The organism is Neisseria sp. P0008.S004 (assembly GCF_051962755.1).
Classification (GTDB): Bacteria; Pseudomonadota; Gammaproteobacteria; order Burkholderiales; family Neisseriaceae; genus Neisseria; species Neisseria subflava_A.
Genome location: NZ_JBQCUZ010000001.1, coordinates 209,945 through 232,197, shown reverse-complemented (window position 1 = coordinate 232,197; position 22,253 = coordinate 209,945). Strand labels below are relative to the sequence as shown.

At 48.9% G+C, this 22,253-nt stretch carries 24 protein-coding genes, 1 tRNA gene and 1 pseudogene; 20 read left to right on the top strand and 6 right to left on the bottom strand.

Annotated elements, in window-relative coordinates; all coding sequences use genetic code 11:
- Positions 1-82: 82 nt before the first annotated feature.
- Entirely contained in the window at positions 83-2,098 is a 2,016-nt protein-coding gene (locus tag ACTHSW_RS01130) for a prolyl oligopeptidase family serine peptidase (RefSeq protein WP_070461134.1), read from the top strand.
- 248 nt (positions 2,099-2,346) lie between these two features.
- Here the strand turns inward: ACTHSW_RS01130 and ACTHSW_RS01125 are convergent, their stop codons facing one another.
- The gene (locus ACTHSW_RS01125) at positions 2,347-2,520 is read right to left on the bottom strand and encodes a DNA topoisomerase (RefSeq protein ID WP_083290051.1); all 174 of its coding nucleotides are present in this window, start codon (positions 2,518-2,520) and stop codon (positions 2,347-2,349) included.
- Here ACTHSW_RS01125 and ACTHSW_RS01120 point away from each other — a divergent pair.
- Entirely contained in the window at positions 2,519-2,734 is a 216-nt protein-coding gene (locus ACTHSW_RS01120) for an aminotransferase class IV (RefSeq protein ID WP_234396205.1), read from the top strand. The two genes, ACTHSW_RS01125 and ACTHSW_RS01120, sit on opposite strands and share 2 nt — an antisense overlap.
- A gap of 44 nt (positions 2,735-2,778) precedes the next feature.
- Here the strand turns inward: ACTHSW_RS01120 and ACTHSW_RS01115 are convergent, their stop codons facing one another.
- Complete coding sequence (locus ACTHSW_RS01115; RefSeq protein ID WP_070583969.1) at positions 2,779-4,236, bottom strand: DUF389 domain-containing protein; 1,458 nt, start codon at positions 4,234-4,236, stop codon at positions 2,779-2,781.
- Between the two features lie 271 nt (positions 4,237-4,507).
- Positions 4,508-5,162: pseudogene (locus ACTHSW_RS01110) on the bottom strand (IS1595 family transposase).
- A gap of 252 nt (positions 5,163-5,414) precedes the next feature.
- Between ACTHSW_RS01110 and acpP the strand changes: the two are divergent.
- The 3 genes from acpP to ACTHSW_RS01095 all read left to right on the top strand — a co-directional run bounded on the left by acpP (position 5,415) and on the right by ACTHSW_RS01095 (position 7,934).
- Positions 5,415-5,651, top strand: coding sequence for an acyl carrier protein (acpP, locus tag ACTHSW_RS01105; RefSeq protein WP_003679644.1), 237 nt, complete (start codon positions 5,415-5,417; stop codon positions 5,649-5,651).
- Between the two features lie 162 nt (positions 5,652-5,813).
- Positions 5,814-7,061, top strand: coding sequence for a beta-ketoacyl-ACP synthase II (gene fabF, locus ACTHSW_RS01100; protein WP_070459816.1), 1,248 nt, complete (start codon positions 5,814-5,816; stop codon positions 7,059-7,061).
- A 180-nt stretch (positions 7,062-7,241) separates the two neighbouring features.
- Complete coding sequence (locus tag ACTHSW_RS01095) at positions 7,242-7,934, top strand: hypothetical protein (protein WP_049351302.1); 693 nt, start codon at positions 7,242-7,244, stop codon at positions 7,932-7,934.
- Positions 7,935-7,989: 55 nt separating this feature from the next.
- On the opposite strand, the gene ACTHSW_RS01090 is transcribed toward ACTHSW_RS01095, so the two are convergent.
- Positions 7,990-8,319, bottom strand: a complete 330-nt coding sequence (locus tag ACTHSW_RS01090; protein WP_070583862.1) for a rhodanese-like domain-containing protein — start codon at positions 8,317-8,319, stop codon at positions 7,990-7,992.
- Between the two features lie 52 nt (positions 8,320-8,371).
- Entirely contained in the window at positions 8,372-9,028 is a 657-nt protein-coding gene (locus ACTHSW_RS01085; RefSeq protein WP_070459784.1) for a protein-L-isoaspartate O-methyltransferase family protein, read from the bottom strand.
- A gap of 182 nt (positions 9,029-9,210) precedes the next feature.
- Here ACTHSW_RS01085 and tpiA point away from each other — a divergent pair, with 182 nt between their 5' ends.
- The 5 genes from tpiA to ACTHSW_RS01060 all read left to right on the top strand — a co-directional run bounded on the left by tpiA (position 9,211) and on the right by ACTHSW_RS01060 (position 11,586).
- On the top strand, positions 9,211-9,984 hold the full coding sequence (gene tpiA, locus ACTHSW_RS01080) for a triose-phosphate isomerase (RefSeq protein ID WP_004519014.1): 774 nt from the start codon (positions 9,211-9,213) through the stop codon (positions 9,982-9,984).
- A 7-nt stretch (positions 9,985-9,991) separates the two neighbouring features.
- A complete protein-coding gene (gene secG / locus ACTHSW_RS01075; protein ID WP_003683944.1) occupies positions 9,992-10,351 on the top strand; it encodes a preprotein translocase subunit SecG in 360 nt (119 codons plus the stop codon).
- Positions 10,352-10,366: 15 nt separating this feature from the next.
- Positions 10,367-10,452, top strand: a tRNA-Leu gene (locus ACTHSW_RS01070).
- 90 nt (positions 10,453-10,542) lie between these two features.
- On the top strand, positions 10,543-11,100 hold the full coding sequence (locus ACTHSW_RS01065) for a UbiX family flavin prenyltransferase (RefSeq protein WP_070649836.1): 558 nt from the start codon (positions 10,543-10,545) through the stop codon (positions 11,098-11,100).
- Positions 11,101-11,151: 51 nt separating this feature from the next.
- A complete protein-coding gene (locus ACTHSW_RS01060) occupies positions 11,152-11,586 on the top strand; it encodes a pyridoxamine 5'-phosphate oxidase family protein (protein ID WP_070459778.1) in 435 nt (144 codons plus the stop codon).
- Between the two features lie 53 nt (positions 11,587-11,639).
- On the opposite strand, the gene ppk2 is transcribed toward ACTHSW_RS01060, so the two are convergent.
- Complete coding sequence (ppk2, locus tag ACTHSW_RS01055; protein ID WP_107810947.1) at positions 11,640-12,569, bottom strand: polyphosphate kinase 2; 930 nt, start codon at positions 12,567-12,569, stop codon at positions 11,640-11,642.
- 166 nt (positions 12,570-12,735) lie between these two features.
- Between ppk2 and ACTHSW_RS01050 the strand changes: the two genes are divergently transcribed.
- The 10 genes from ACTHSW_RS01050 to atpD all read left to right on the top strand — a co-directional run bounded on the left by ACTHSW_RS01050 (position 12,736) and on the right by atpD (position 22,243).
- Positions 12,736-14,517, top strand: coding sequence for a bifunctional chorismate-binding protein/class IV aminotransferase (locus ACTHSW_RS01050; RefSeq protein WP_107810948.1), 1,782 nt, complete (start codon positions 12,736-12,738; stop codon positions 14,515-14,517).
- A gap of 101 nt (positions 14,518-14,618) precedes the next feature.
- A complete protein-coding gene (locus ACTHSW_RS01045; protein ID WP_070459768.1) occupies positions 14,619-15,479 on the top strand; it encodes a ParB/RepB/Spo0J family partition protein in 861 nt (286 codons plus the stop codon).
- A gap of 277 nt (positions 15,480-15,756) precedes the next feature.
- A complete protein-coding gene (locus tag ACTHSW_RS01040; protein ID WP_083290022.1) occupies positions 15,757-16,110 on the top strand; it encodes an ATP synthase subunit I in 354 nt (117 codons plus the stop codon).
- The gene (gene atpB / locus ACTHSW_RS01035) at positions 16,100-16,966 is read left to right on the top strand and encodes a F0F1 ATP synthase subunit A (protein WP_070459764.1); all 867 of its coding nucleotides are present in this window, start codon (positions 16,100-16,102) and stop codon (positions 16,964-16,966) included. Before ACTHSW_RS01040 ends, atpB begins: the two co-directional genes overlap by 11 nt.
- 64 nt (positions 16,967-17,030) lie before the next feature.
- Positions 17,031-17,267, top strand: a complete 237-nt coding sequence (gene atpE / locus ACTHSW_RS01030; protein WP_003676106.1) for a F0F1 ATP synthase subunit C — start codon at positions 17,031-17,033, stop codon at positions 17,265-17,267.
- Between the two features lie 73 nt (positions 17,268-17,340).
- Positions 17,341-17,811, top strand: a complete 471-nt coding sequence (locus ACTHSW_RS01025) for a F0F1 ATP synthase subunit B (protein ID WP_004464459.1) — start codon at positions 17,341-17,343, stop codon at positions 17,809-17,811.
- Positions 17,812-17,815: 4 nt separating this feature from the next.
- Positions 17,816-18,349, top strand: coding sequence for a F0F1 ATP synthase subunit delta (locus tag ACTHSW_RS01020; RefSeq protein WP_049328782.1), 534 nt, complete (start codon positions 17,816-17,818; stop codon positions 18,347-18,349).
- 10 nt (positions 18,350-18,359) lie between these two features.
- Positions 18,360-19,907 (top strand): F0F1 ATP synthase subunit alpha, encoded by a 1,548-nt coding sequence (gene atpA / locus ACTHSW_RS01015; RefSeq protein ID WP_070459762.1) that lies wholly within the window; start codon positions 18,360-18,362, stop codon positions 19,905-19,907.
- Between the two features lie 24 nt (positions 19,908-19,931).
- Positions 19,932-20,807: a F0F1 ATP synthase subunit gamma gene (gene atpG / locus ACTHSW_RS01010; RefSeq protein WP_004519003.1), complete on the top strand. Its 876-nt coding sequence runs from the start codon at positions 19,932-19,934 to the stop codon at positions 20,805-20,807.
- Between the two features lie 38 nt (positions 20,808-20,845).
- On the top strand, positions 20,846-22,243 hold the full coding sequence (gene atpD / locus ACTHSW_RS01005; protein WP_003683789.1) for a F0F1 ATP synthase subunit beta: 1,398 nt from the start codon (positions 20,846-20,848) through the stop codon (positions 22,241-22,243).
- Positions 22,244-22,253 lie beyond the last annotated feature (10 nt).

Here is a 22,253-nt window from a genome sequence, read left to right as displayed (position 1 = left end):
GTCTGAAATGCAGGTTTCAGACGGCCTTTTTTGATTTTGCCGTTATAATTCCGTTTCCCAATCTTTCAGACGGCCTTTTCCTATGAAATCTTACCCCGATTCCTATCTCCATTTTGAAAACCTCGAATCTCCCGAAACGCAAGATTTTGCCGCCGCGGCGCATGCCGAAACGCGTGCGCGTTTTTTAGAAAACGACAAAGCGCGCGCATTGTCCGACGGCATTTTGGCGCAGTTGCAGGACACGCGGCAGATTCCGTTTTGTCAGGAACACCGCGCGCGGATGTACCATTTCCATCAGGACGCAGAATATCCGAAGGGTGTGTACCGCGTATGTACGGCGGCGACTTACCGTTCTGGCTATCCTGAGTGGAAAATCCTGTTTTCGGTGGCGGATTTCGACGAGTTGCTCGGCGACGATGTGTATTTGGGCGGCGTGTCGCACTTGGTGGAAAAGCCCAACCGCGCGTTGTTAACACTGAGCAAATCGGGCGGCGATACGGCGTACACGCTGGAAGTGGATTTGGAAGCAGGGGAGTTGGTAGAAGGCGGTTTTCACTTTCCGGCAGGTAAAAACCATGTGTCGTGGCGCGATGAAAACAGCGTATGGGTGTGTCCGGCTTGGGACGAACGCCAGTTGACCGAATCGGGTTATCCGCGCGAAGTGTGGCTGGTGGAGCGTGGTAAGAGTTTCGAGGAAAGCCTGCCGGTGTATCAAATTGCCGAAGACGGCATGATGGTGAACGCGTGGCGTTATCTCGATCCGCAGGGTTCGCCGATTGATTTGATTGAAGCGTCGGACGGTTTTTACACCAAAACCTATTTGCAGGTCTCAGCCGAAGGCGAGGCGAAACCGTTAAACCTGCCCAACGATTGCGACGTAGTCGGCTATCTGGCGGGACATCTTTTGCTGACGCTGCGCAAGGACTGGAACCGCGCGAACCAAAGCTATCCGAGCGGCGCATTGGTGGCAGTAAAATTAAACCGCGGCGAATTAGGCGCGGCGCAGCTTTTGTTTGCGCCCGATGAAACGCAGGCATTGGAAAGCGTGGAAACGACCAAGCGTTTTGTCGTGGCGAGCCTGCTGGAGAACGTACAAGGCCGTCTGAAAGCATGGCGCTTTACCGACGGCAAATGGCAGGAAGTCGAACTGCCGCGCCTGCCTTCGGGTGCGTTGGAAATAACCGACCAGCCGTGGGGCGGCGACGTGGTTTACCTTGCCGCCAGCGATTTCACCACGCCGCTGACGCTGTTTGCGCTGGATTTGAACGTGATGGAACTGACCGTCATGCGCCGTCAGCTGCAGCAGTTTGATTCAGACGGCATTAACGTACAGCAGTTTTGGACGACTTCGGCCGACGGCGAGCGCATTCCTTATTTCCACGTCGGCAAAAACGCCACGCCCGACACGCCGACTTTGGTTTATGCCTATGGTGGTTTCGGCATTCCCGAATTGCCGCATTATCTGGGTAGCGTTGGCAAATATTGGCTGGAAGAGGGCAATGCCTTTGTGTTGGCAAACATCCGCGGCGGCGGCGAATTTGGCCCGCGCTGGCATCAGGCGGCGCAGGGAATCAGCAAACACAAAAGCGTTGATGATTTATTGGCAGTCGTGCGCGATTTGTCCGAACGCGGCATGAGTTCGCCCAAACACATCGGTTTGCAGGGCGGCAGCAACGGCGGCCTGATTACCGCCGCCGCCTTCGTGCGCGAGCCGCAAAGCATCGGCGCGCTGGTGTGTGAAGTGCCGCTGACCGACATGATCCGCTATCCGCTTCTATCCGCCGGTTCAAGCTGGACGGACGAATACGGCAATCCGCAGAAATACGAAGTCTGCAAACGCTGGCTGGGCGAATTGTCACCGTATCACAATCTTTCAGACGGCATCAATTATCCGCCAGCGCTCATTACCACCAGCCTCAGCGACGACCGCGTCCATCCCGCCCACGCGCTCAAGTTCTATGCCAAACTGCGCGAAACCTCGCCGCAATCGTGGCTCTACGCCCCGGACGGCGGCGGCCATACCGGCAACGGCACGCAACGCGAATCCGCCGACGAACTTGCCTGTGTCTTGCTGTTTTTGAAAGAGTTTTTAGGGTAGAAGCAAGCAACAGGACTGACCGTTTTGTAAAGTTGAGAAACAAAATACTCTTGTTTCGGCAAGTGAAAAGAAGGCCGTCTGAAAAACGAATATTAAAGTTTCCCAGACGGCCTTCTTTTCTTTTAACTTTCAACATATCCCGATAAAATGGACACTTTGTAAGTAATCATTGATGGAAGACGCAATTATGGCAACCGAGCCGAGAAATTATACACGATTTAGAAAATAATTTCAAACAAAACAATATATTAAAACTCAAACAAATCTTTCCCGAAGTCTTTTGCAAAGACCAAATCGACTTTGAGAAACTCAAACTCGTCCTTGGCGCAGAAAACCTTGCCGGTGTGGGAGAACGTTATCAACTCGATGCTGTAGAAACTAGTAGCGTTGTTTACAGTATTTCCAGGAGAATACTGAAACATGAACATGCACAAAAACACCCGTCTTACCCCGTCTCTGGATTTGGATATCCTCAACGGCATCATGCGCCAAGCCGTGTTGCAGCAGCTGCAAACCTACTTGGGCGCGGACACCATCATCGAAACGCACATCACCCACGACATGCTCGAACGCGCAGAAAAAATCTGCCTCTCCAACGCCTTGAGAGGCGTGTTTGAGGCGGATTTGGTGTACTAGGAACAATCAATGATTTCTCGGAAATGGATAAAGTCTGAAGGCGATTATTCATTAGACGGTTTATCTGTCTGAGACTTGTGCGTTAATAATATGCGCACGACCTTACCCTCATAACGCTGGCTTAACCACGCCTGTATCCGCTCGTGATCTTTGGCAGGCAATGGCTGCTCCAATTCGAGAGAGACAACGACGATATCGTCATATGTATCTGTCTTCGGTTCTGCGTTTTTTTGGCTTTCAGACTGTTCGGAAACAGGCGTTGTTTGCGCTTTATCCCAAGCCAAGCCGCGTCCGACAACGATTTTTTCCGCTTCCGGATATTGGGCTTTTAATTCCTTGAGTACCGCTGCATCGTCGATATCGGAGGCTTTGCCTGCCAGTATGGTATCGATATAGGCCTGCTGCTCTTTCAGCTCATTTTGCTGCTGAACCGGGTTGTTTCGGCTTGCCAGCAATTCTTCGATTTTAGCATCGTTCCCTCCCGCATAGACCACGTTGACCTTCGGCTCTTTCACCCCCGACGCGTTAAGGCTTTTCACCAGCAAGGCGGAAATTTTCTCGGCATTGCCCGTTCCATTGACAATCAGACCGACTTTATTTTCTCTGTGGTTCAACATCTTACGCAGCACGAAAAAACCTTCCTGTTGCTGCGCAGTGGCAATGGCGGCATTGGCTCTGGTGTTGAAGATCTCCTGACGCACCAGTCCTGATGCCATATAGCCGCTCGGAATCATCACAGCCAACACGACGGCAGTAATAATGATGCTTTGCAACCGGCGTTTGGATTCCGTTACCAACCCCCTGCGCGGCAGCTTGAGCAGCTTGGAAAACAACAAGGTCGAAAAAGCGATGAACACGCAGTTGATGGCAAAAAGATATGAAGCACCGAGAAAGTAGTGCCAGTTGCCATGTGCCAGTCCGTAGCCCGCAGTACACAGGGGCGGCATCAATGCGGTAGCAATCGCCACACCCGGTATGGCATTGCCTCCTTCTTTTCGAGTCAGCGCCACAATACCCGCACTACCGCCGAAGAAGGCAATCAACACATCCCAAAGGGTCGGCTGAGTACGCGCCAAAAGCTCGCTTTGCGCCTCTTTAAGCGGGGTTAACAGGAAATACAACGTAGCGGTAATCAAGCTGATGACGACGAATATAATAATATTGCGCACGGCTTGACGGATCAGCGCAGTATCCCCTACCGCCAAACCGTAACCCATACCGACAATCGGCCCCATCAACGGCGAAATCAACATCGCGCCGATCACTACCGCCGTGCTGTTTACATTCAGACCGATACTCGCCACGGCAATGGCAAACATCAATACCCACATATTGGTTCCGGACACCCGAGTATTGGCGCGGATGACGGCATCAATTTTATCGGGATGGGCCTGGTCATGCGCAAGATTGAACACATCTTGCAACTTGGTCATGGCACCATTGTCTTCTTTTGGCTGATTTTCTTGTTCTTCTTGGTTTTTAATGTTTTCTTGGTCTTGCATTTTCATCCTTAAATCAATCTTAACGATTGTCTCTGAATATTTAATTAACTGGAATTTCGGATACTGATAATTATGCTTTAATACTGATTTCAAATATGATTAAGCAGATACCTTGCAGAAGGTTAGCATACACATGAAAACGCTGACAACGCTGATCCTGCGTAGGCCTTCACGAAACCAGCATATGCAAAAACCTTCTCTCAAATCCAATTCCTACTTTTTCAGCAGCAACCGCCATCAAAATTTTTTAAGGGGCTGTACTAGATTAGCCCTAAATTCCACACCATTTTTGCAGGATTTTAAGCTGTTGAGACGGTATGCCGAAATTAAATCGAAATTCGCATTCTTTCAAGAACAGCGGGAAAGATTTGCGATCGATTCCGTTGTATTTGCGCAAGACGCGTTTTGCCTGATTCCAAAAGTTCTCAATGCCGTTAATGTGGTTCTGACGGTCGGCAAATTCCTTGGAATGGTTGATGCGGTAATGGATAAAACCGCTCACGTCCAACTTGTCGTAGCTGCTCAGGCTATCCGTGTAAACAATGCTGTCCGGCATGATTTTCTTTTTAATGACAGGGAGTAACGTTTCAGACTTGGCATTATCCACCACAACGGTAGAGACCCGTCCGTTGCGTTTCAGAATGCCGAAGACAACCACTTTTCCTGCCGCACCGCGACCACGTCTGCCTTTACGCCGTCCGCCGAAATAGCTTTCGTCCAACTCGACAGGGCCCTCAAAAACCTCATCGGCAACCAAGGCCAGATAATGGCGGATAACCATACGAATTTTGCAGTAGAACAGAATAGCGGAGTTGGGCTGAATGCCCAAAATATCGGCAGCGGAACGGGCGGTAACTTCGAGTACAAAAAAACGAAGCAGTTCTTTCTGTACTTTTTTTCTTTAATTTGCAGTGTGTTATCTTCATATTTCGAGGGTAACATATCTGCTAATCTAGTACAGCCCCTTTTTTTAATAATGTTAATGTTAATACGTAACAAAACAAATTCCCGCTTGTAGGTTAAAATCAGGCTATGCTAATATGCACAACAACAGGTTTTTACTGAATAATCTGTGCTAAAATGCAGGATTAGATGGAAAACTCTATCCGAATTCGGTACAATACCGACGAATTATTTCCCTTAAACAACCTGCCGCAAGGCGAAAAGGAACGACTGACATGTCAAACATCGAACAACAAGTTAAAAAAATTGTTGCTGAACAACTGGGCGTAAACGAAGCCGAAGTGAAAAACGAATCTTCTTTCCAAGACGATTTGGGTGCTGACTCTCTGGACACCGTAGAACTGGTGATGGCTTTGGAAGAAGCTTTCGGCTGCGAAATCCCTGACGAAGACGCTGAAAAAATCACTACCGTACAATTGGCTATCGACTACATCAACGCCCACCAAGGCTAATCGGTCGCACCAAACATCCAGCCTCTGCTGCGCCATCGCAATAGAGGCTTTTACCTTATTATTAAACCCCTGAAATTTCAGACGGCATGAGTTTTGCCTGTTTTCACGAAGAAAAAGAGCAAGGCTGCCGCGAAAATCCCGACAACCAACAGCGAGATTATCATGAGTCAGAGAAGAGTAGTCATCACAGGTCTTGGCCAAGTATCACCGGTCGGCAACGACGTCGCCACCGCATGGAGCAATCTGCTCGCAGGCAAAAGCGGCATCGGACGGATTACCCGCTTTGACACATCCGACATCAACAGCCAAATCGCCGGCGAAGTGCGCGATTTCGACATCGGCCAATACATCAGCGCAAAAGAAGCGCGCCGCATGGACGTGTTCATCCACTACGGTATCGCCGCCGCCCTGCAAGCCATCAATGATTCAGGCTTGGACGATTTGGAAACCCTCGACAAAGACCGCGTCGGTGTCAACATCGGTTCCGGTATCGGCGGCCTGCCGAGCATTGAAGCGACCGGTAAAGCCGTTATCGAAGGCGGCGCGCGCAAAATCAATCCTTTCTTTATCCCAGGCTCGCTGATTAACCTGATTTCCGGCCATGTTACCATCCTTAAAGGCTACCGCGGCCCAAGCTACGGCATGGTTTCTGCCTGTACGACCGGTGCACACTCCATCGGTGATTCTGCACGACTGATTAAATACGGCGACGCGGATGTGATGATTGCCGGTGGTGCGGAAGGCGCAATCAGCACTTTGGGCGTTGGCGGTTTTGCTGCCATGAAGGCACTTTCCACCCGAAACGATGACCCTGCTACCGCTTCCCGTCCGTGGGACAAAGGCCGTGACGGTTTCGTTATCGGCGAAGGCGCTGGCGTGCTGGTGTTGGAAGAATTGGAACACGCGAAAAAACGCGGTGCGAAAATTTACGCCGAAATCGTCGGCTTCGGTATGAGCTCAGATGCCTACCACATTACCGCGCCTAACGAAGAAGGCCCTGCATTGGCGGTTACTCGTGCGCTGAAAGATGCCGGCCTGAATCCTGAAGACGTGGATTACGTCAACGCACACGGTACGTCCACTCCGCTGGGCGATGCCAACGAAACCAAAGCCCTCAAACGCGCTTTGGGCGATCATGCGCGCAAAGTCATTGTTAACTCTACCAAATCTATGACCGGCCACTTGCTCGGCGCGGCCGGCGGCGTGGAAGCGTTGTACAGCGTGTTGGCAGTACACGAGCAAAAATCTCCACCGACCATCAACATCTTTGAACAAGACGTTGAAGCCGGTTGCGATTTGGACTACTGCGCCAACGAAGCACGCGATGCGAAAATCGACGTTGCCATCTCCAATTCCTTCGGCTTTGGCGGTACCAACGGCACATTGGTATTCAAACGCTTCAAAGACTGATAGAAGGTTGTAAGTAGATTAAAAGGCCGTCTGAAACTGGATTTCAGACGGCCTTTTTTATTTTAAAATACAAATATTCTTGATAATCTGTATCATTTATATAAAAATATCGACTCCAATCAATATTGCCCGGATTTTATCGGGTAATCAACCCAATTACATTTTTATCAGGAGTCTGCAATGAAAACTATCCGTATTCTAGCATTGGCCGCCGCGCTGGCCGCCGTGCCTGCATTTGCGTCTGATTTCGGCCATGAACAGGCATTGACCATAGACGGCAAGCCTGCCCATTTGGCAGAAACTTCAGCCCGTATTTTGGCAAACGAAACCCTGACTGCGCCGCAACTGGTCGAAGACATTACCGATGGATTCGGTTCGAAAAAAATTCCAGGTTATAAATTGATGATTATGGGCCGCACTTATTCGGTGGCGGCAGAAACCAAACCGCCGAAAGAGGGCCAAACTCAGTGGCGGGACAATACGTTCATTCATCGTGGCGTAAAACTGTTTGTCGGTATTCCGGTCAAAAACGGCAAGATGGATTTGGCGTCTGCCAGATTGATTAATATCGGCGTGGTTGACGATAACGGTGGTGCCGCGCCTCATGATGAGGGTGAAAAAATCCGCCCCGTCGGCAAACAGCTGATGTCCCCCGATACCAAAGTGGAAAATGTGAAACTCAATATTGCCAAACTGACGTTGCCAAATATGAAATTGGGCGAAACCAGTGGCGGTGGTGTGAAATTGGAAGCATCGGCAACATTGGACGGTAAGCCGATACAGACCAAAATCGACAGCACGTTCTCCCGCTTCTATTCCGCCAAACCAGCCGCTACACGGCCGTTTATGGCAGATGCAAGGTTTGTGAAATAATTGCAAAGGCCGTCTGAAATCCAGTTTCAGACGGCCTTTTATTGATAAAACCGATTCAATACCGCATCATTTTGCTGTCAACCTGCATTGCCCAAGCATCAATACCGCCCTGCAGGTTGTAGAGGTTTTCAAATCCGGCGTCTTCCAAATATATTGCCGTGTGCAGGCTGCGGATGCCGTGGTGGCAGTAAATGACGATGGGCAAATCGTCGTCGGGCAGCTCGTTTTGGCGCAGGGGGATGAGGTTCATCGGGATATGAATGGCGGCGGGCAGGGTGCAGATGGCGCGTTCTTCATCGGTGCGGACGTCGAGCAGATGAAATGCGCGGCCTTCGTCCTGCCATTGTTTCAATTCGGTGGGCGAGAGTTGGATAATGTCGGTCATAGGGTCGGGTATAAAAGTATGAGGCCGTCTGAACTTTCAGACGGCCTGTTGTTTAAAAATCGAAATCGCCGAACGGATTGGCCGATTTGTCTTCCAAGTGTGCCACGACGGTGTCGAACAATACTTTTTCGGAAAACTCATTGCCGTTACGCGTCAGCAAAAGCGCGCGTTGTACCGGTTTGCGGCCGACGATGACCACCATACGGCCACCGTCTTTCAGTTGCTCTTTCAGAATTTCAGGTACGCTGTCTACTGCGCCGCCCACATAAATCGCATCAAAAGGAGCGCCTTGCGATGCTTCGGTCAGGCCGTTGTTTTGCACATAATCGACGTTGGCAAAGCCCAATTCGTCCAAAACTTTTTTGGCGCGTTGCTGCTGCTCGGCATCAATGTCGTCAGTGACGACTTTGCCGGCCAGTTTGGATAGCAGGGCGGTTGCATAGCCTGAGCCTGTACCGATTTCTAAGACAGTTTCGTCTTTTTTCAGTTTCAAACCTTGAGCTAGGCGGGCAACGACTTTGGGTTCCAACATTTTATGGCCGTTGGCCAGCGGCAGCTCCATATCCGCATAGGCCAAACCTTGAAAAGCCTCGCCGACAAAATGTTCGCGCCCGATCTCCTCCAAAGCATCCAAAATGTCGAAGTCCAAGACATCCCACGGACGAATCTGCTGTTCAACCATATTGAAACGCGCTTTTTCAAAGTCCATATTTGTGCTCCGTTCAATTCTTAATTTTATCGAAGCATACATTATAAATCCTTGTCGGAGAGTGTGCCATCTTTCAGACGGCCTCGAGGCTTGTTAATAATTGCCAAGCGCACATATATCCACTAAACTTTCACATTACACGACGCTACAACAAGCAACAACCAACACACGGAGCAATAAAGATGTATCACCAAATCGGAATGTGGGACCAAAAATGGGTTATCGGCAACTGGAAAATGAACGGCCGACTCCAAAACAACAATGCGCTTATGCACCGCTTCCGTGTCATGCCAACCGCAGAACGCGTGTTAATCGGCCTGGCCGCTCCAACCGTTTATCTGTTGCAACTGCACAACGCCATGCAGATTGTTTTGAACAACCGCATCTTAACCTGTGCGCAAGACGTGAGCCGTTTCCCGAATAACGGCGCATACACTGGCGAAGTGTCCGCCGAAATGCTTGCCGACATCGGTACAGACATCGTTCTCATCGGCCACTCCGAGCGCAGCCTTTATTTCGGCGAGAAAAACGAAATCCAACGCCGCAAAATGGAAAACGTCCTCAACGTCGGCCTGATTCCATTGTTGTGCGTCGGCGAAAGCTTGGAAGAACGCGAAGCCGGTAAAGAACACGAAGTCATTGCCCACCAGCTTTCCATCCTGCAAGGTTTGAACACCAAAAACATCGCCGTTGCCTACGAGCCGGTTTGGGCGATCGGTACAGGCAAAGTCGCCACCGTCGAACAAATCGCCGATATGCACGCATTTATCTACAAAGAAATCTTGTCTTTGTGCGGAAGCGATGTTAAAATCCGCGTTCTTTACGGCGGAAGTGTGAAAGCGGATAACGCAGCCGACATCTTCGCAGTACCTCATGTAGACGGCGCATTGGTTGGTGGCGCGTCATTATCATATGACTCCTTTACCGCCATCATCAACGCAGCACAAGCCTCGTAGAAAACATATGGAAGCCTTTAAAACCCTTATCTGGATCATTAATATTATTTCCGCTTTAGCCGTAATCGTGTTAGTATTGCTGCAACACGGTAAAGGCGCGGATGCCGGCGCAACGTTCGGTTCCGGCAGCGGTAGCGCGCAAGGCGTATTCGGTTCTGCCGGTAATGCCAACTTCCTCAGCCGCTCGACTGCCATTGCCGCAACATTTTTCTTTGCGACCTGTATGGCGATGGTGTATATTCACACCCACTCCAGTAAGCACGGTTTAGACTTCAGCGATGTGAAGCAGACCCAGCAAGCTCCTAAGCCTGCAACGCCTGCACAAAACAATACAACTCCTGTTGCACCAAATCCTCAGCAGCAGTAAGACAATTTGATTTATGCCGACATGGTGGAATTGGTAGACACGCTATCTTGAGGGGGTAGTGGCCGTAGGCTGTGCGAGTTCAAATCTCGCTGTCGGCACCACATTAGAAAATCTAACCGCTTTTTAGCGGTTATTTTTTCGTCTTGAGAATCTGCCTTTTATTTATCTTTAGGCCGAGACAGGGAAATACAATGAAGCGTTTGGTTGTCGGCATCAGCGGTGCCAGCGGTTTTCAGTATGGCGTGAAGGCTTTGCAGCTTTTGCGTGCGCATCAGGTAGAAACGCATTTGGTGGTTTCACAAGGGGCGGAGATGACCCGCGCTTTGGAAACGGATTACACCAAAGAAGACGTTTATGCTTTGGCGGATGTCGTGCATTCCATCCGTAATGTCGGGGCAAGCATTGCCAGCGGTTCGTTTTTGACGGATGGAATGTTGATTGCGCCGTGTTCAATGAAGACCTTGGCTTCGGTTGCTCATGGATTTGCCGATAATTTGCTCAGCCGTGCGGCGGATGTAACGTTGAAAGAGCGACGCAGGCTGGTGTTGATGGTGCGTGAAGCGCCGTTAAACTTGGCGCACATTGAAAATATGCGCCGTGTGACAGAGATGGGCGGCATTGTGTTTCCTCCCGTTCCGGCTTTATATCAGAAGCCCGAATCCATCGAAGATATGATTACACACAGCGTCTCTCATGCTTTGGACTTGTTCGGCATCATTCAAAACGATGTGCCGCGCTGGCAGGGCTGATGTTTCAGACGGCCTGAGCATAAGTTACGACTGAGAAGGAAGATAAAAGCCATGCAAACGATTCCTGCCAATATAGTGAAGTTTTTGAGCAATCATCATGTCGTCAGTATTGCTGCTGCGGAAGAGGGCGAAGTTTGGGCAGCTTGCTGTTTTTATGTGTTTGATGAGGTGAATGCCCGATTGATTGTGCTGACATCTTTGAAAACGAAGCATGGCGGAATGATGAGTCGTTCTGCCAAAGTAGCCGGTACCATTGCCGGACAACCTGACAGCATCGCAAAAATCAGCGGCATTCAGTTTGCGGCGACTGCCGCTTTGATTGAGGATGAAGCGGATTTGAAAGCGGCGCAGTCTTTGTATTACAAAGCGCATCCTGCTGCTCGAGTGATGAAAAGCGATGTTTGGGCATTGAATTTGGATAGTGTGAAATTCACTGACAATAAATTGGTATTCGCACAAAAAACGTACTGGAATCGCGAGGATTAAGAAAAGGCCGTCTGAAAGATGAAATTTCAGACGGCCTTTGGTAATGTTACAAATTAATCGTGTCCGAGATCGACAGTTTTGTCTTTGTAACGTGTATCAGGAACCAAAACGATTTTATCGTCCACTTTGCCGATGGCTTTCACATCTTTGCCCGGATAGTCCAGCTGGTGCAGGAAGTAGCGGATACAGTTCAAACGTGCGCGTTTTTTGTCATCGGAGCGGATGATGACCCAAGGCGCGTCACCGGTGTGGGTGTGGAAGAACATGGCGTTTTTGGCTTCGGTGTAGTCGTCCCAGCGGTCGAGCGACTGGATATCCACAGGGGATAGTTTCCAGTGTTTCAGGGGGTCGTCACGACGGGAGATGAAGCGGCGGAGTTGTTCTTCACGGGATACGGAGAACCAGAATTTGAACAGGTGGATGCCGCTGGCAACAAGCATACGTTCCAATTCAGGGGTTTGACGCATGAAGAGTAGGTATTCGTTAGGTTCGCAGAAGCCCATGACGCGTTCTACGCCGGCACGGTTGTACCATGAGCGGTCGAAGAATACCATTTCGCCTGCGGTCGGCAGGTTTTGGATGTAGCGTTGGAAATACCATTGGCCGCGTTCGGTAGTGGTCGGTTTTTCCAGTGCGACAACGCGTGCGCCGCGCGGGTTCAAATGTTCCATAAAGCGTTTGATGGTACCGCCTTTACCGGCTGCATCGCGGCCTTCAAACAGGCTGACGATGCGTTGGCCGGAATCTTTGACCCAGCTTTGTACTTTCAATAATTCGATTTGCAGCTTCTGTTTTTCTTTTTCGTAAACAGAACGGCGCATACGTTGTTTGTACGGGTAGTTGGCAGGAAGCGGTGCGCTGCTGGAATCTTCGTCTGAACCGCGTCCTTCGTGTTCCAAAACAGCCTTTTCGAATACTTGCAGCTGGTCTTGTTTCTCGCCCAGTTCAACATTCTCGAACGGTTCTAATTGGTGGTCTGCCATAAAGTCTCCTTATCGATTAAGTTTTAAATGATATAGTGTGGTATGGTTTGATTCTACCCTTTTATGCCTCGTTCGACTACATAAAATTACATTTGAGTGCTTTTTTTGAATTTGTCTGCTAACTTATGTAAAAGCAGCGTATAATCAGCCTATTTGTACAGCAATCATGCCTTATTTCGCCCTGTTTGACGATGCCGTGAGCGGCCGAGCAAAACTCTATCAAAATCATGTAGAAAGCCATCGGTTTTATCATAACGAACTGGATTCGTTAACAAGTATTTTGCAAGCCGGCTGGAAAAAGGGTTTGCATGCAGTGTTGTTTGCAGACTACGAATTCGGGTTGCCGCTGATGGATATTCCGTCTGGTCGCAGTGGCAGTCTGCGTTTGCACTGGTTTGCCGATTATTCCGAAATCGATGCCGAAAACTGGCTGGCCAATCATTCAGACGGCCTTGAGGCAGGTATTTCCACTCCCCGATTCTCCGTATCCGAAGCCGATTATCTCGAGCATATCCGTCAAATCCACGAAGCCATCCGCCGCGGCGATACCTATCAAATCAATTACACCGCACGCCTGCACCTGCAAACTTACGGCAATCCGATCCAACTTTACCGCCGCTTGCGCCAGCCTGTGCCGTATGCCGTTTTGTCTTGTCTGCCCGACGGGGTAGGGCAGGACGCGTGGACTTTGTGTTTTTCTCCCGAACTTTTCCTCAAAATCGATTCAGACGGCCTGATTACAACCGAGCCGATGAAGGGCACTGCGCCGATTCTTCTTGACGGACAAGATGAACGCCGCGCCGTTGAATTGCAAAACGATCCGAAAAACCGCGCCGAAAATGTGATGATTGTCGACTTGTTGCGCAATGACCTCGGCAAAATCGCGCAAACAGGCAAAGTACGCGTGCCTGAACCGTTTAAAGTTTCCCGTTTCGGCAGTGTTTGGCAGATGACCAGTGCTATTGAGGCGCAGGCGCTGGCTGATGTTTCGGTTGCCGATATTCTCCGCGCAGCCTTCCCGTGCGGCAGTATCACCGGCGCACCCAAACGCATGAGTATGCAGATTATTGAGTCCCTTGAATCCGAACCGCGCGGTTTGTACACAGGCAGCATCGGCTTTTTGCATCCGTGTGATACGGGTTTGGGGTTTGAAGGCGTGTTTAATGTCGTGATCCGCACCTTATCCCTGAAGCCGGTTTCAGACGGCCTTTATCAAGGTGTTTATGGCGTGGGTTCGGGAATTGTGATTGATAGCGATCCGGAGGCCGAATATCGCGAGTGCGGTTGGAAGGCGCGTTTTCTCAATGACTTGCGGCCTGATTTCGGTATTTTTGAAACCATGCGCGTGGAAAACAAACAATGCCGTTTGCTTGATTTGCATTTGGGCCGTCTGAACAGCTCGGCGCAAGCACTCAACCTGACTTGGCCTGAAAACGCAATAGAGCAAATCCAACATTATATAGATGCGTTGCCAAATGGGTTGTTTAGAGTCAAAGCCGCCTTGTTTTCAGACGGCCTTGCATTGAGTCATGCGGCTGTTTCTGAATTGAGTGAACAACAATACGTTATCTTGAGTGAGCACACATTAAGCCAACGCGATTATCTGCGCCGCTTCAAAACCACGCGCCGTGAAATGTTTGACCAAGCGTGGAAAACAGCAGAAGGGCAGGGCGCATTTGACAGCTTGTTTTTCAATTCAGACGGCCTGTTGTTGGAGGGCGGAAGAAGCAATGTGTTTATCAAATATCAGGGACAATGGCTTACGCCGTCTTTGGATTTGGATATTTTGAACGGGGTAATGCGCCAAGCGGTATTGAAGCAGCCTCAGCTTTTAGGTGCGGATACAATCAAAGAAACCCATATCTCGCGCACCATGTTGGAAAATGCGGAAGAAATCCGCTTGAGCAATGCTTTAAGGGGCATGTTTGCGGTTTCGCTCCGTAAATAAACGGCAAGGGTCAAATCATCGTGATTCAAATTGTCGTAAAGTGGCAATATCCGATAGAATACGTCATTTCAACATTGAGGCCGTCTGAAAGGGAAAACAATATGGCAAAAGCAAAAGGTGGATTGGGACGCGGTTTGGATTCGCTGATATCCAATGCGGTGGACAGCAGCAGTAGCGACCGCCTGACAACGGTTGCCATCGCCGATATTCAGCCCGGCCGCTATCAGGCGCGTGTGCAAATGGATGACGAAGCCTTGCAGGAATTGGCTGACTCCATTAAAGCGCAAGGTATTATCCAGCCGGTTATCGTACGCGAACGTGGTCTGTCTCAATATGAATTGATTGCCGGCGAACGCCGTTGGCGTGCTTCCCAGTTGGCCGGTTTGACCGAAATTCCCGTCGTCATCAAAACCATCAGCGACGAAACCGCGTTGGCCATGGGTTTGATTGAAAACCTGCAACGTGAAAACCTCAATCCGATTGAAGAAGCTCAAGGTTTGAAACGCCTTGCCGATGAATTCGGCCTGACTCATGAAACCATCGCAAAAGCCGTCGGTAAAAGCCGTAGTGCCATCTCCAACAGCCTGCGCCTGTTGAGCCTGCCTGAGCCGGTTCAGGAAATGCTTTACCAACGCCGTCTAGAAATGGGGCATGCCCGTGCGTTGCTAACTTTGCATGTGGTTGACCAATTGGAGTTGGCGCAAAAAGCCGTCAAAAACGGTTGGTCGGTGCGCGAAGTAGAACGACGCAGCCAGTTGGCACATCAAAAAGCCAAGCCCGAAGCAGCCAAAACCATCAGCCCGGATATCCGCCGTATTAATGATGCCCTGACTGAGCGATTGGGTGTCAATGCCGAAGTCAAAACCAGCAATCAGAAAAAAGGCAAAATCGTACTGCATTTTGATACGCCGGAAACGTTCGAATATCTACTGAAACAGTTAGGCATCAATCAAGAGTTTTAACGGTTTTATGAACAGGCTGTCTGAAAAAAGTTTTTCAGACAGCCTGAATTTTTGATAAAAGGACTGGTCGTACAGATGTTTACAATACAAATCAAAATCTTCTGTAAAATCTGTGTAGCAACATGTAATTTGTGTTAAACTCCGTTCCTGCAAAGATTTGTTTTATATGTGTTAATCATTTATCTGTGAAAGGTTCACAAAGATTAACATATTGCTTGACGTTAACAAACTTCTTGATTATATTAATTTACCTTGCGTTTTTGGGGTGTGGAGTACAATGAATCGGATAGTCCCATTGCAAGTGATTGTATTGTTAATAATTTCAGTTGTTTGTGCGTTATTTTCCGGATTGCCCGGCTTCCTCTCTGCTTTGGCGGGAGGATTTTCGTATATTTTGCCTACCCTGGTTGCAGTTTTACTTTTAAAGTTTTCCCGACGAAATCCCGATCTGCAAAGTTCGATGTTTATCGGCGGAGAGGTTTTAAAAGTAGTGCTGTCGCTGGTATCTATGTCGGTCGTTTTTGCGATATGGCATCGATCACTGGTATTTTACCCATTTTTATTGGCGTTTCTTGGCGTCAGTCATTTGGTTTTTTTAGTATTGTTGAGAGTGAAACACTATGGCAGGTGAAACTATGACCGCTGCCGACTACATCAAGCACCACTTGCAAAGCTTGACCAGTATGTCGGATGTTACTCGGGGTCAAGGACTGAAAAACATCGCTGATTTTTCGTTCATTAACCTTGATGCAATCTTTTTTGCCGTTCTGTTGGGCGTAATCGGCAGCTTCCTTTTGTGGCGTGGGGCCAAAAAAGCAACTGCTGGCGTACCTGGTCGTTTTCAAGCGGCTGTTGAAATTCTGTTCGAATTCGTGGATAACATGTGTAAGAGCATTATCCATAACGAACAATCGCGTAAAGCTGTTGCGCCTTTAGGCTTGACTCTGTTTGTCTGGATTTTCCTGATGAACGCCATGGATATGTTGCCGGTTGATTTGCTGCCAATGGTATGGCAAGGCGTTACCGGTAATCATCACGCACTGTTGCGTGTCGTACCGACTGCTGACTTGAATACCACTTTGGCTTTGGCAATTGGCGTATTGTTGGTATGTATTTATTACAATATCAAAATCAAAGGCTTTGGCGGTTGGATTCACGAATTGTTCAGCGCGCCTTTCGGTCCGATGCTCGCTCCGGCCAACTTCCTGCTCAACTTGGTAGAGTTTTTGTCCAAAACCGTATCCCACGGTATGCGGTTGTTTGGTAATATGTATGCCGGTGAGCTGGTGTTCCTGCTGATTGCTTTGTTGGGTGGTGCGTGGGCATCAACTGGCAGCATCGAAACTTTAGATCCAATTTTATTTGTGTTCCACCTGATTGCCGGTTTGGCTTGGGCGATTTTCCACATTTTGGTTATCACCTTGCAGGCATTTATTTTCATGGCGTTGGCGTTCGTATATATCGGACAAGCGCATGATGCACACTAATCAAGTAGTTTTTTCGTAGTTTGTTTTTTGTAGTTTAACCTTTACTATTTTAAGGAGTTTAAAAATGGGTTTGATTGCTATCGCATGTGGTTTGATCGTTGCCTTGGGCGCATTGGGTGCCTCTATCGGTATCGCAATGGTTGGTTCTAAATACTTGGAATCTTCTGCTCGCCAACCTGAGCTGATCGGTCCTCTGCAAACCAAACTGTTCTTGATCGCTGGTCTGATCGACGCGGCCTTCTTGATCGGTGTGGCTATTGCCCTGTTGTTCGCCTTCGTTAACCCGTTTGGTGCTGCGTAATCAAGACGGAGCGATCCGTTCAGATACAGGCTTATGGTCTGTTTGATTAACCCAGATACGAAGGTTAAGTAACGTGAATATTAATGCAACCTTATTTGCGCAAATCCTGGTTTTCTTTGGCTTGGTTTGGTTTACGATGAAATTCGTATGGCCTCCGATTGCCAAAGCATTGGATGAGCGTGCCGCAAAAATCGCCGAGGGCTTGGCTGCTGCCGAGCGCGGTAAGAGCGATTTTGAGCAGGCAGAGAAAAAAGTTGCAGAACTTATGGCCGAAGGGCGTAATCAGGTAACCGAAATGGTTGCCAACGCCGAAAAACGTGCTGCAAAAATTGTAGAAGAAGCCAAAGAGCAAGCTTCTCATGAAGCAGCACGCATTGCAGCCCAAGCAAAAGCTGATGTGGAGCAAGAAGTTAATCGTGCGCGCGAAGTGTTGCGTGAACAGGTTGCTACACTGGCTGTTAAAGGTGCGGAATCTATCTTGCGTAAAGAAGTTGATGCTTCCAAACATGCAGATTTGCTCAGTACCTTAAAACAGGAGCTGTAATCTTATGGCAGAGTTCGCAACGATTGCCAGACCTTATGCGAAAGCATTATTTAGTCTGGCTCAGGAAAAAAACCAAATCGAGTCTTGGTTGGGCGAACTGAAAGAACTCGCAGCGGTTGTTCAAGATGAGAAAGTCATTGCGCTCATCGAGCAACCGGAAACGGGAGCTTCCGAAAAAGCAGAAACGCTCAAAGGTCTTGTCGGTATCAAAAATGTCGAATTGGCAAATTTCATTACCGTTTTGGCCGAGCAAAAGCGTTTGCTGGTATTGCCGGAAATTTATGCCCAATATCAAGATTTGACCTTGATACACAACAATACGAAATCGGCAGTAATTTACAGCGCGTATGAGCTCAGTTCTCAGCAGCTGGCCGATGTTACCGATATCCTGACAAAACGCTTCAACAGCAAATTGGATGTGGTAGCTAAAGTTGCCCCTGAATTAATCGGCGGCATCAAAGTAGAAGTGGGTGATCAGGTCTTGGATTTGTCCGTACAAGGCAAACTGAATGCTTTGTATGCGACTATGACAAATTAGGAGAGTTTTCATGCAGCTTAATCCTGCTGAAATTAGCGATTTGATTAAAGCCAAAATCGAAAATCTGTCCGTCAATACAGAAGTGCGTACCCGTGGTACCGTTGTTTCTGTTACAGACGGCATTGTGCGCATTCATGGCTTGTCAGACGCGATGCAAGGTGAGATGCTCGAATTCCCCGGTAACACTTTCGGTCTGGCCATGAACTTGGAGCGTGACTCCGTCGGTGCCGTAGTGTTGGGTGAGTACGAACACATTAAAGAAGGCGATACAGTTACCTGTACCGGCCGTATTTTGGAAGTGCCGATCGGTCGTGAACTGGTTGGCCGCGTGGTTGATGCATTGGGTCGTCCTATCGATGGTAAAGGTCCAATCAACACAACATTGACTGCTCCAATCGAAAAAATTGCACCAGGTGTGATTGCGCGTAAATCGGTTGACCAACCAATGCAAACCGGCCTGAAAGCCATTGACTCTATGGTTCCGGTTGGTCGTGGCCAACGTGAGTTGATCATTGGTGACCGTCAAACTGGTAAAACTGCCGTAGCACTGGATGCCATCGTTAACCAAAAAGGTACAGGCGTTATCTGTATTTATGTGGCTATCGGTCAAAAAGCATCTTCTATTGCCAACGTAGTACGCAAATTGGAAGAGCATGGCGCGATGGAGCATACCATTGTGGTTGCTGCAACTGCTTCTGAAGCCGCTGCACTGCAATACATTGCTCCTTACTCCGGTTGTACCATGGGTGAATTCTTCCGTGACCGTGGCGAAGATGCGTTGATCGTATACGATGACTTGTCTAAACAAGCCGTTGCATACCGTCAAATTTCTCTGCTGTTACGCCGTCCTCCTGGCCGTGAAGCATATCCTGGCGACGTATTCTATCTGCACTCCCGTCTGTTGGAACGTGCAGCCCGTGTCAGCGAAAACGAAGTTGAAAAACTGACCAATGGCGAAGTAAAAGGCAAAACCGGTTCTCTGACTGCGTTGCCAATTATTGAAACCCAAGCCGGTGACGTATCAGCATTCGTACCAACCAACGTAATCTCGATTACAGACGGCCAAATCTTCTTGGAGACCGACTTGTTCAATGCCGGTATCCGTCCTGCAATCAATGCCGGTATTTCCGTATCGCGCGTAGGTGGTGCAGCACAAACCAAAGTCATCAAAAAACTGGGTGGCGGTATCCGTTTGGCGTTGGCACAGTACCGTGAATTGGCAGCGTTCTCGCAATTTGCTTCCGATTTGGACGAAGCAACACGCAAACAGCTGCAACACGGTGAAGTAGTTACTGAATTGATGAAACAAAAACAATTCAGCACATTGAACACTGCCGAAATGGCATTGACTTTGTGGGCGATCAACAACGGTTCTTACGCAGATGTTCCGGTATCCAAAGCCTTGGCTTTCGAAGCAGAATTCTTGAGTTTCGTACGTACGCAACATCCTGACGTTCTGGAAGCGATTAATGCATCAGGCGCAATGTCTGACGAAAGCGAAAAAGCATTGACCGAAGCCATGAAATCTTTCAAATCTTCTTACGCTTACCAAGCATAAGTATTGAGATGAAAGGAGTCTGAAATGGCAGTCGGAAAAGAGATTCTCACCAAAATCCGTAGTGTTCAAAATACCCAAAAGATCACTAAAGCGATGCAAATGGTGTCGACCTCTAAAATGCGGAAGACTCAAGACCGGATGCGCTTAGCGCGTCCGTACGCCGAAAAAGTGCGTACAGTGATGAGCCATCTTGCACAGACTAATGCCGATCATGGTATCAAATTGTTGGAGCCGCACCGTGAAGTGCGTCGTGCCGGCTTCATTTTGATTACCTCGGATAAAGGTTTGTGCGGTGGCTTGAACGCAAACGTACTGAAAAAGTTTTTGGCGCAAGTTCAAGAGTATCAGGAACAAGGCATCGAAGTCGAAGTCGTGTGCCTGGGTAGTAAAGGTTTGGCTGCATGCCAAAGTATCGGTTTGAATGTTATTGCTAGCGCAACCAATTTGGGCGATACCCCAAAAATGGAATTGCTGCTCGGCCCTCTGACCGAAATCTTCCAACGTTATGAGAAGCATGAATTAGACCGTATCCATATGGTTTACTCACGTTTCGTCAATACAATGCGCCAAGAGCCGCGTATGGAAGTTTTGCTGCCTATCGGTGAAAACGTTATTGACGACGGAACAGGTCATTCTTCATTTACTTGGGAATACCTCTACGAGCCGAGTCCTATCGCCGTATTGGAATATTTGGTTCGCCGCTATTTAGAGTCTGTGGTTTATCAGGCATTGAGCGACAACATGGCATCTGAACAAGCCGCGCGTATGGTAGCGATGAAAGCCGCAACCGACAACGCAGGCAATGCCATCAAAGAATTGCGCTTGGTGTACAACAAATCGCGTCAAGCCGCGATTACCACAGAATTGTCAGAAATTGTAGCAGGTGCAGCGGCAGTTTAATGCCGTCTGAAGCCTGAACAGGAAATTAGGATACGATAATGAGCCAAGGCAAAATCGTACAAGTTATTGGTGCGGTGGTTGACGTGGAATTTCCACGCGACGCTATCCCGCATGTTTACGATGCCCTGAAATTGGACGAGAACGGTCTGACTCTGGAAGTTCAACAGCTTCTGGGTGACGGCGTTGTCCGTACTATTGCAATGGGTAGTTCAGACGGCCTGAAACGCGGCATGTCTGTAAGCAATACTGGTGCACCAATCACTGTACCGGTAGGTAAAGGTACATTGGGTCGTATTGTCGACGTATTGGGTACGCCTGTTGATGAAGCAGGTCCGATCGATACCGACAAGAGCCGTGCCATTCACCAAACTGCTCCGAAATTCGACGAGTTGTCTTCAACTACCGAATTGTTGGAAACCGGTATTAAAGTGATCGACTTACTGTGTCCGTTTGCTAAAGGCGGTAAAGTAGGTCTGTTCGGTGGTGCCGGCGTGGGCAAAACCGTGAACATGATGGAATTGATCAACAACATCGCCAAAGCGCACAGCGGTCTGTCCGTGTTCGCAGGTGTGGGTGAACGTACCCGTGAAGGTAACGACTTCTACCACGAGATGAAAGATTCCAACGTATTGGATAAAGTAGCCATGGTGTATGGCCAAATGAACGAACCTCCAGGCAACCGTCTGCGCGTTGCTTTGACAGGTTTGACTATGGCTGAATATTTCCGTGACGAAAAAGACGAAAACGGTAAAGGTCGCGACGTATTGTTCTTCGTTGACAACATCTACCGTTACACTTTGGCCGGTACCGAAGTATCTGCACTGTTGGGCCGTATGCCTTCTGCAGTGGGTTACCAACCGACATTGGCTGAAGAAATGGGTCGTTTGCAAGAGCGTATTACCTCTACCCAAACCGGCTCCATTACTTCCATCCAAGCCGTATATGTACCTGCGGATGACTTGACTGACCCGTCTCCAGCGACAACTTTCGCCCACTTGGACGCAACCGTCGTATTGAGCCGTGATATTGCATCTTTGGGTATTTACCCGGCAGTTGACCCGCTTGATTCTACTTCACGCCAATTGGATCCGATGGTATTGGGCCAAGAGCACTACGACGTAGCGCGCGGTGTACAGTCTACTCTGCAAAAATACAAAGAATTGCGCGACATTATCGCTATTCTGGGTATGGACGAATTGTCTGACGAAGACAAACTGACTGTGATGCGCGCCCGTAAAATCCAACGCTTCCTGTCTCAACCGTTCCACGTTGCCGAAGTATTTACCGGTTCTCCAGGCAAATATGTTTCATTGCGTGACACCATCGCCGGCTTTAAAGCCATCTTGAACGGCGAATACGACCATCTGCCTGAACAAGCGTTCTATATGGTAGGCGGTATCGAAGAAGCGGCTGAGAAAGCGAAAACCTTAAACTAAGGAGGCCGGC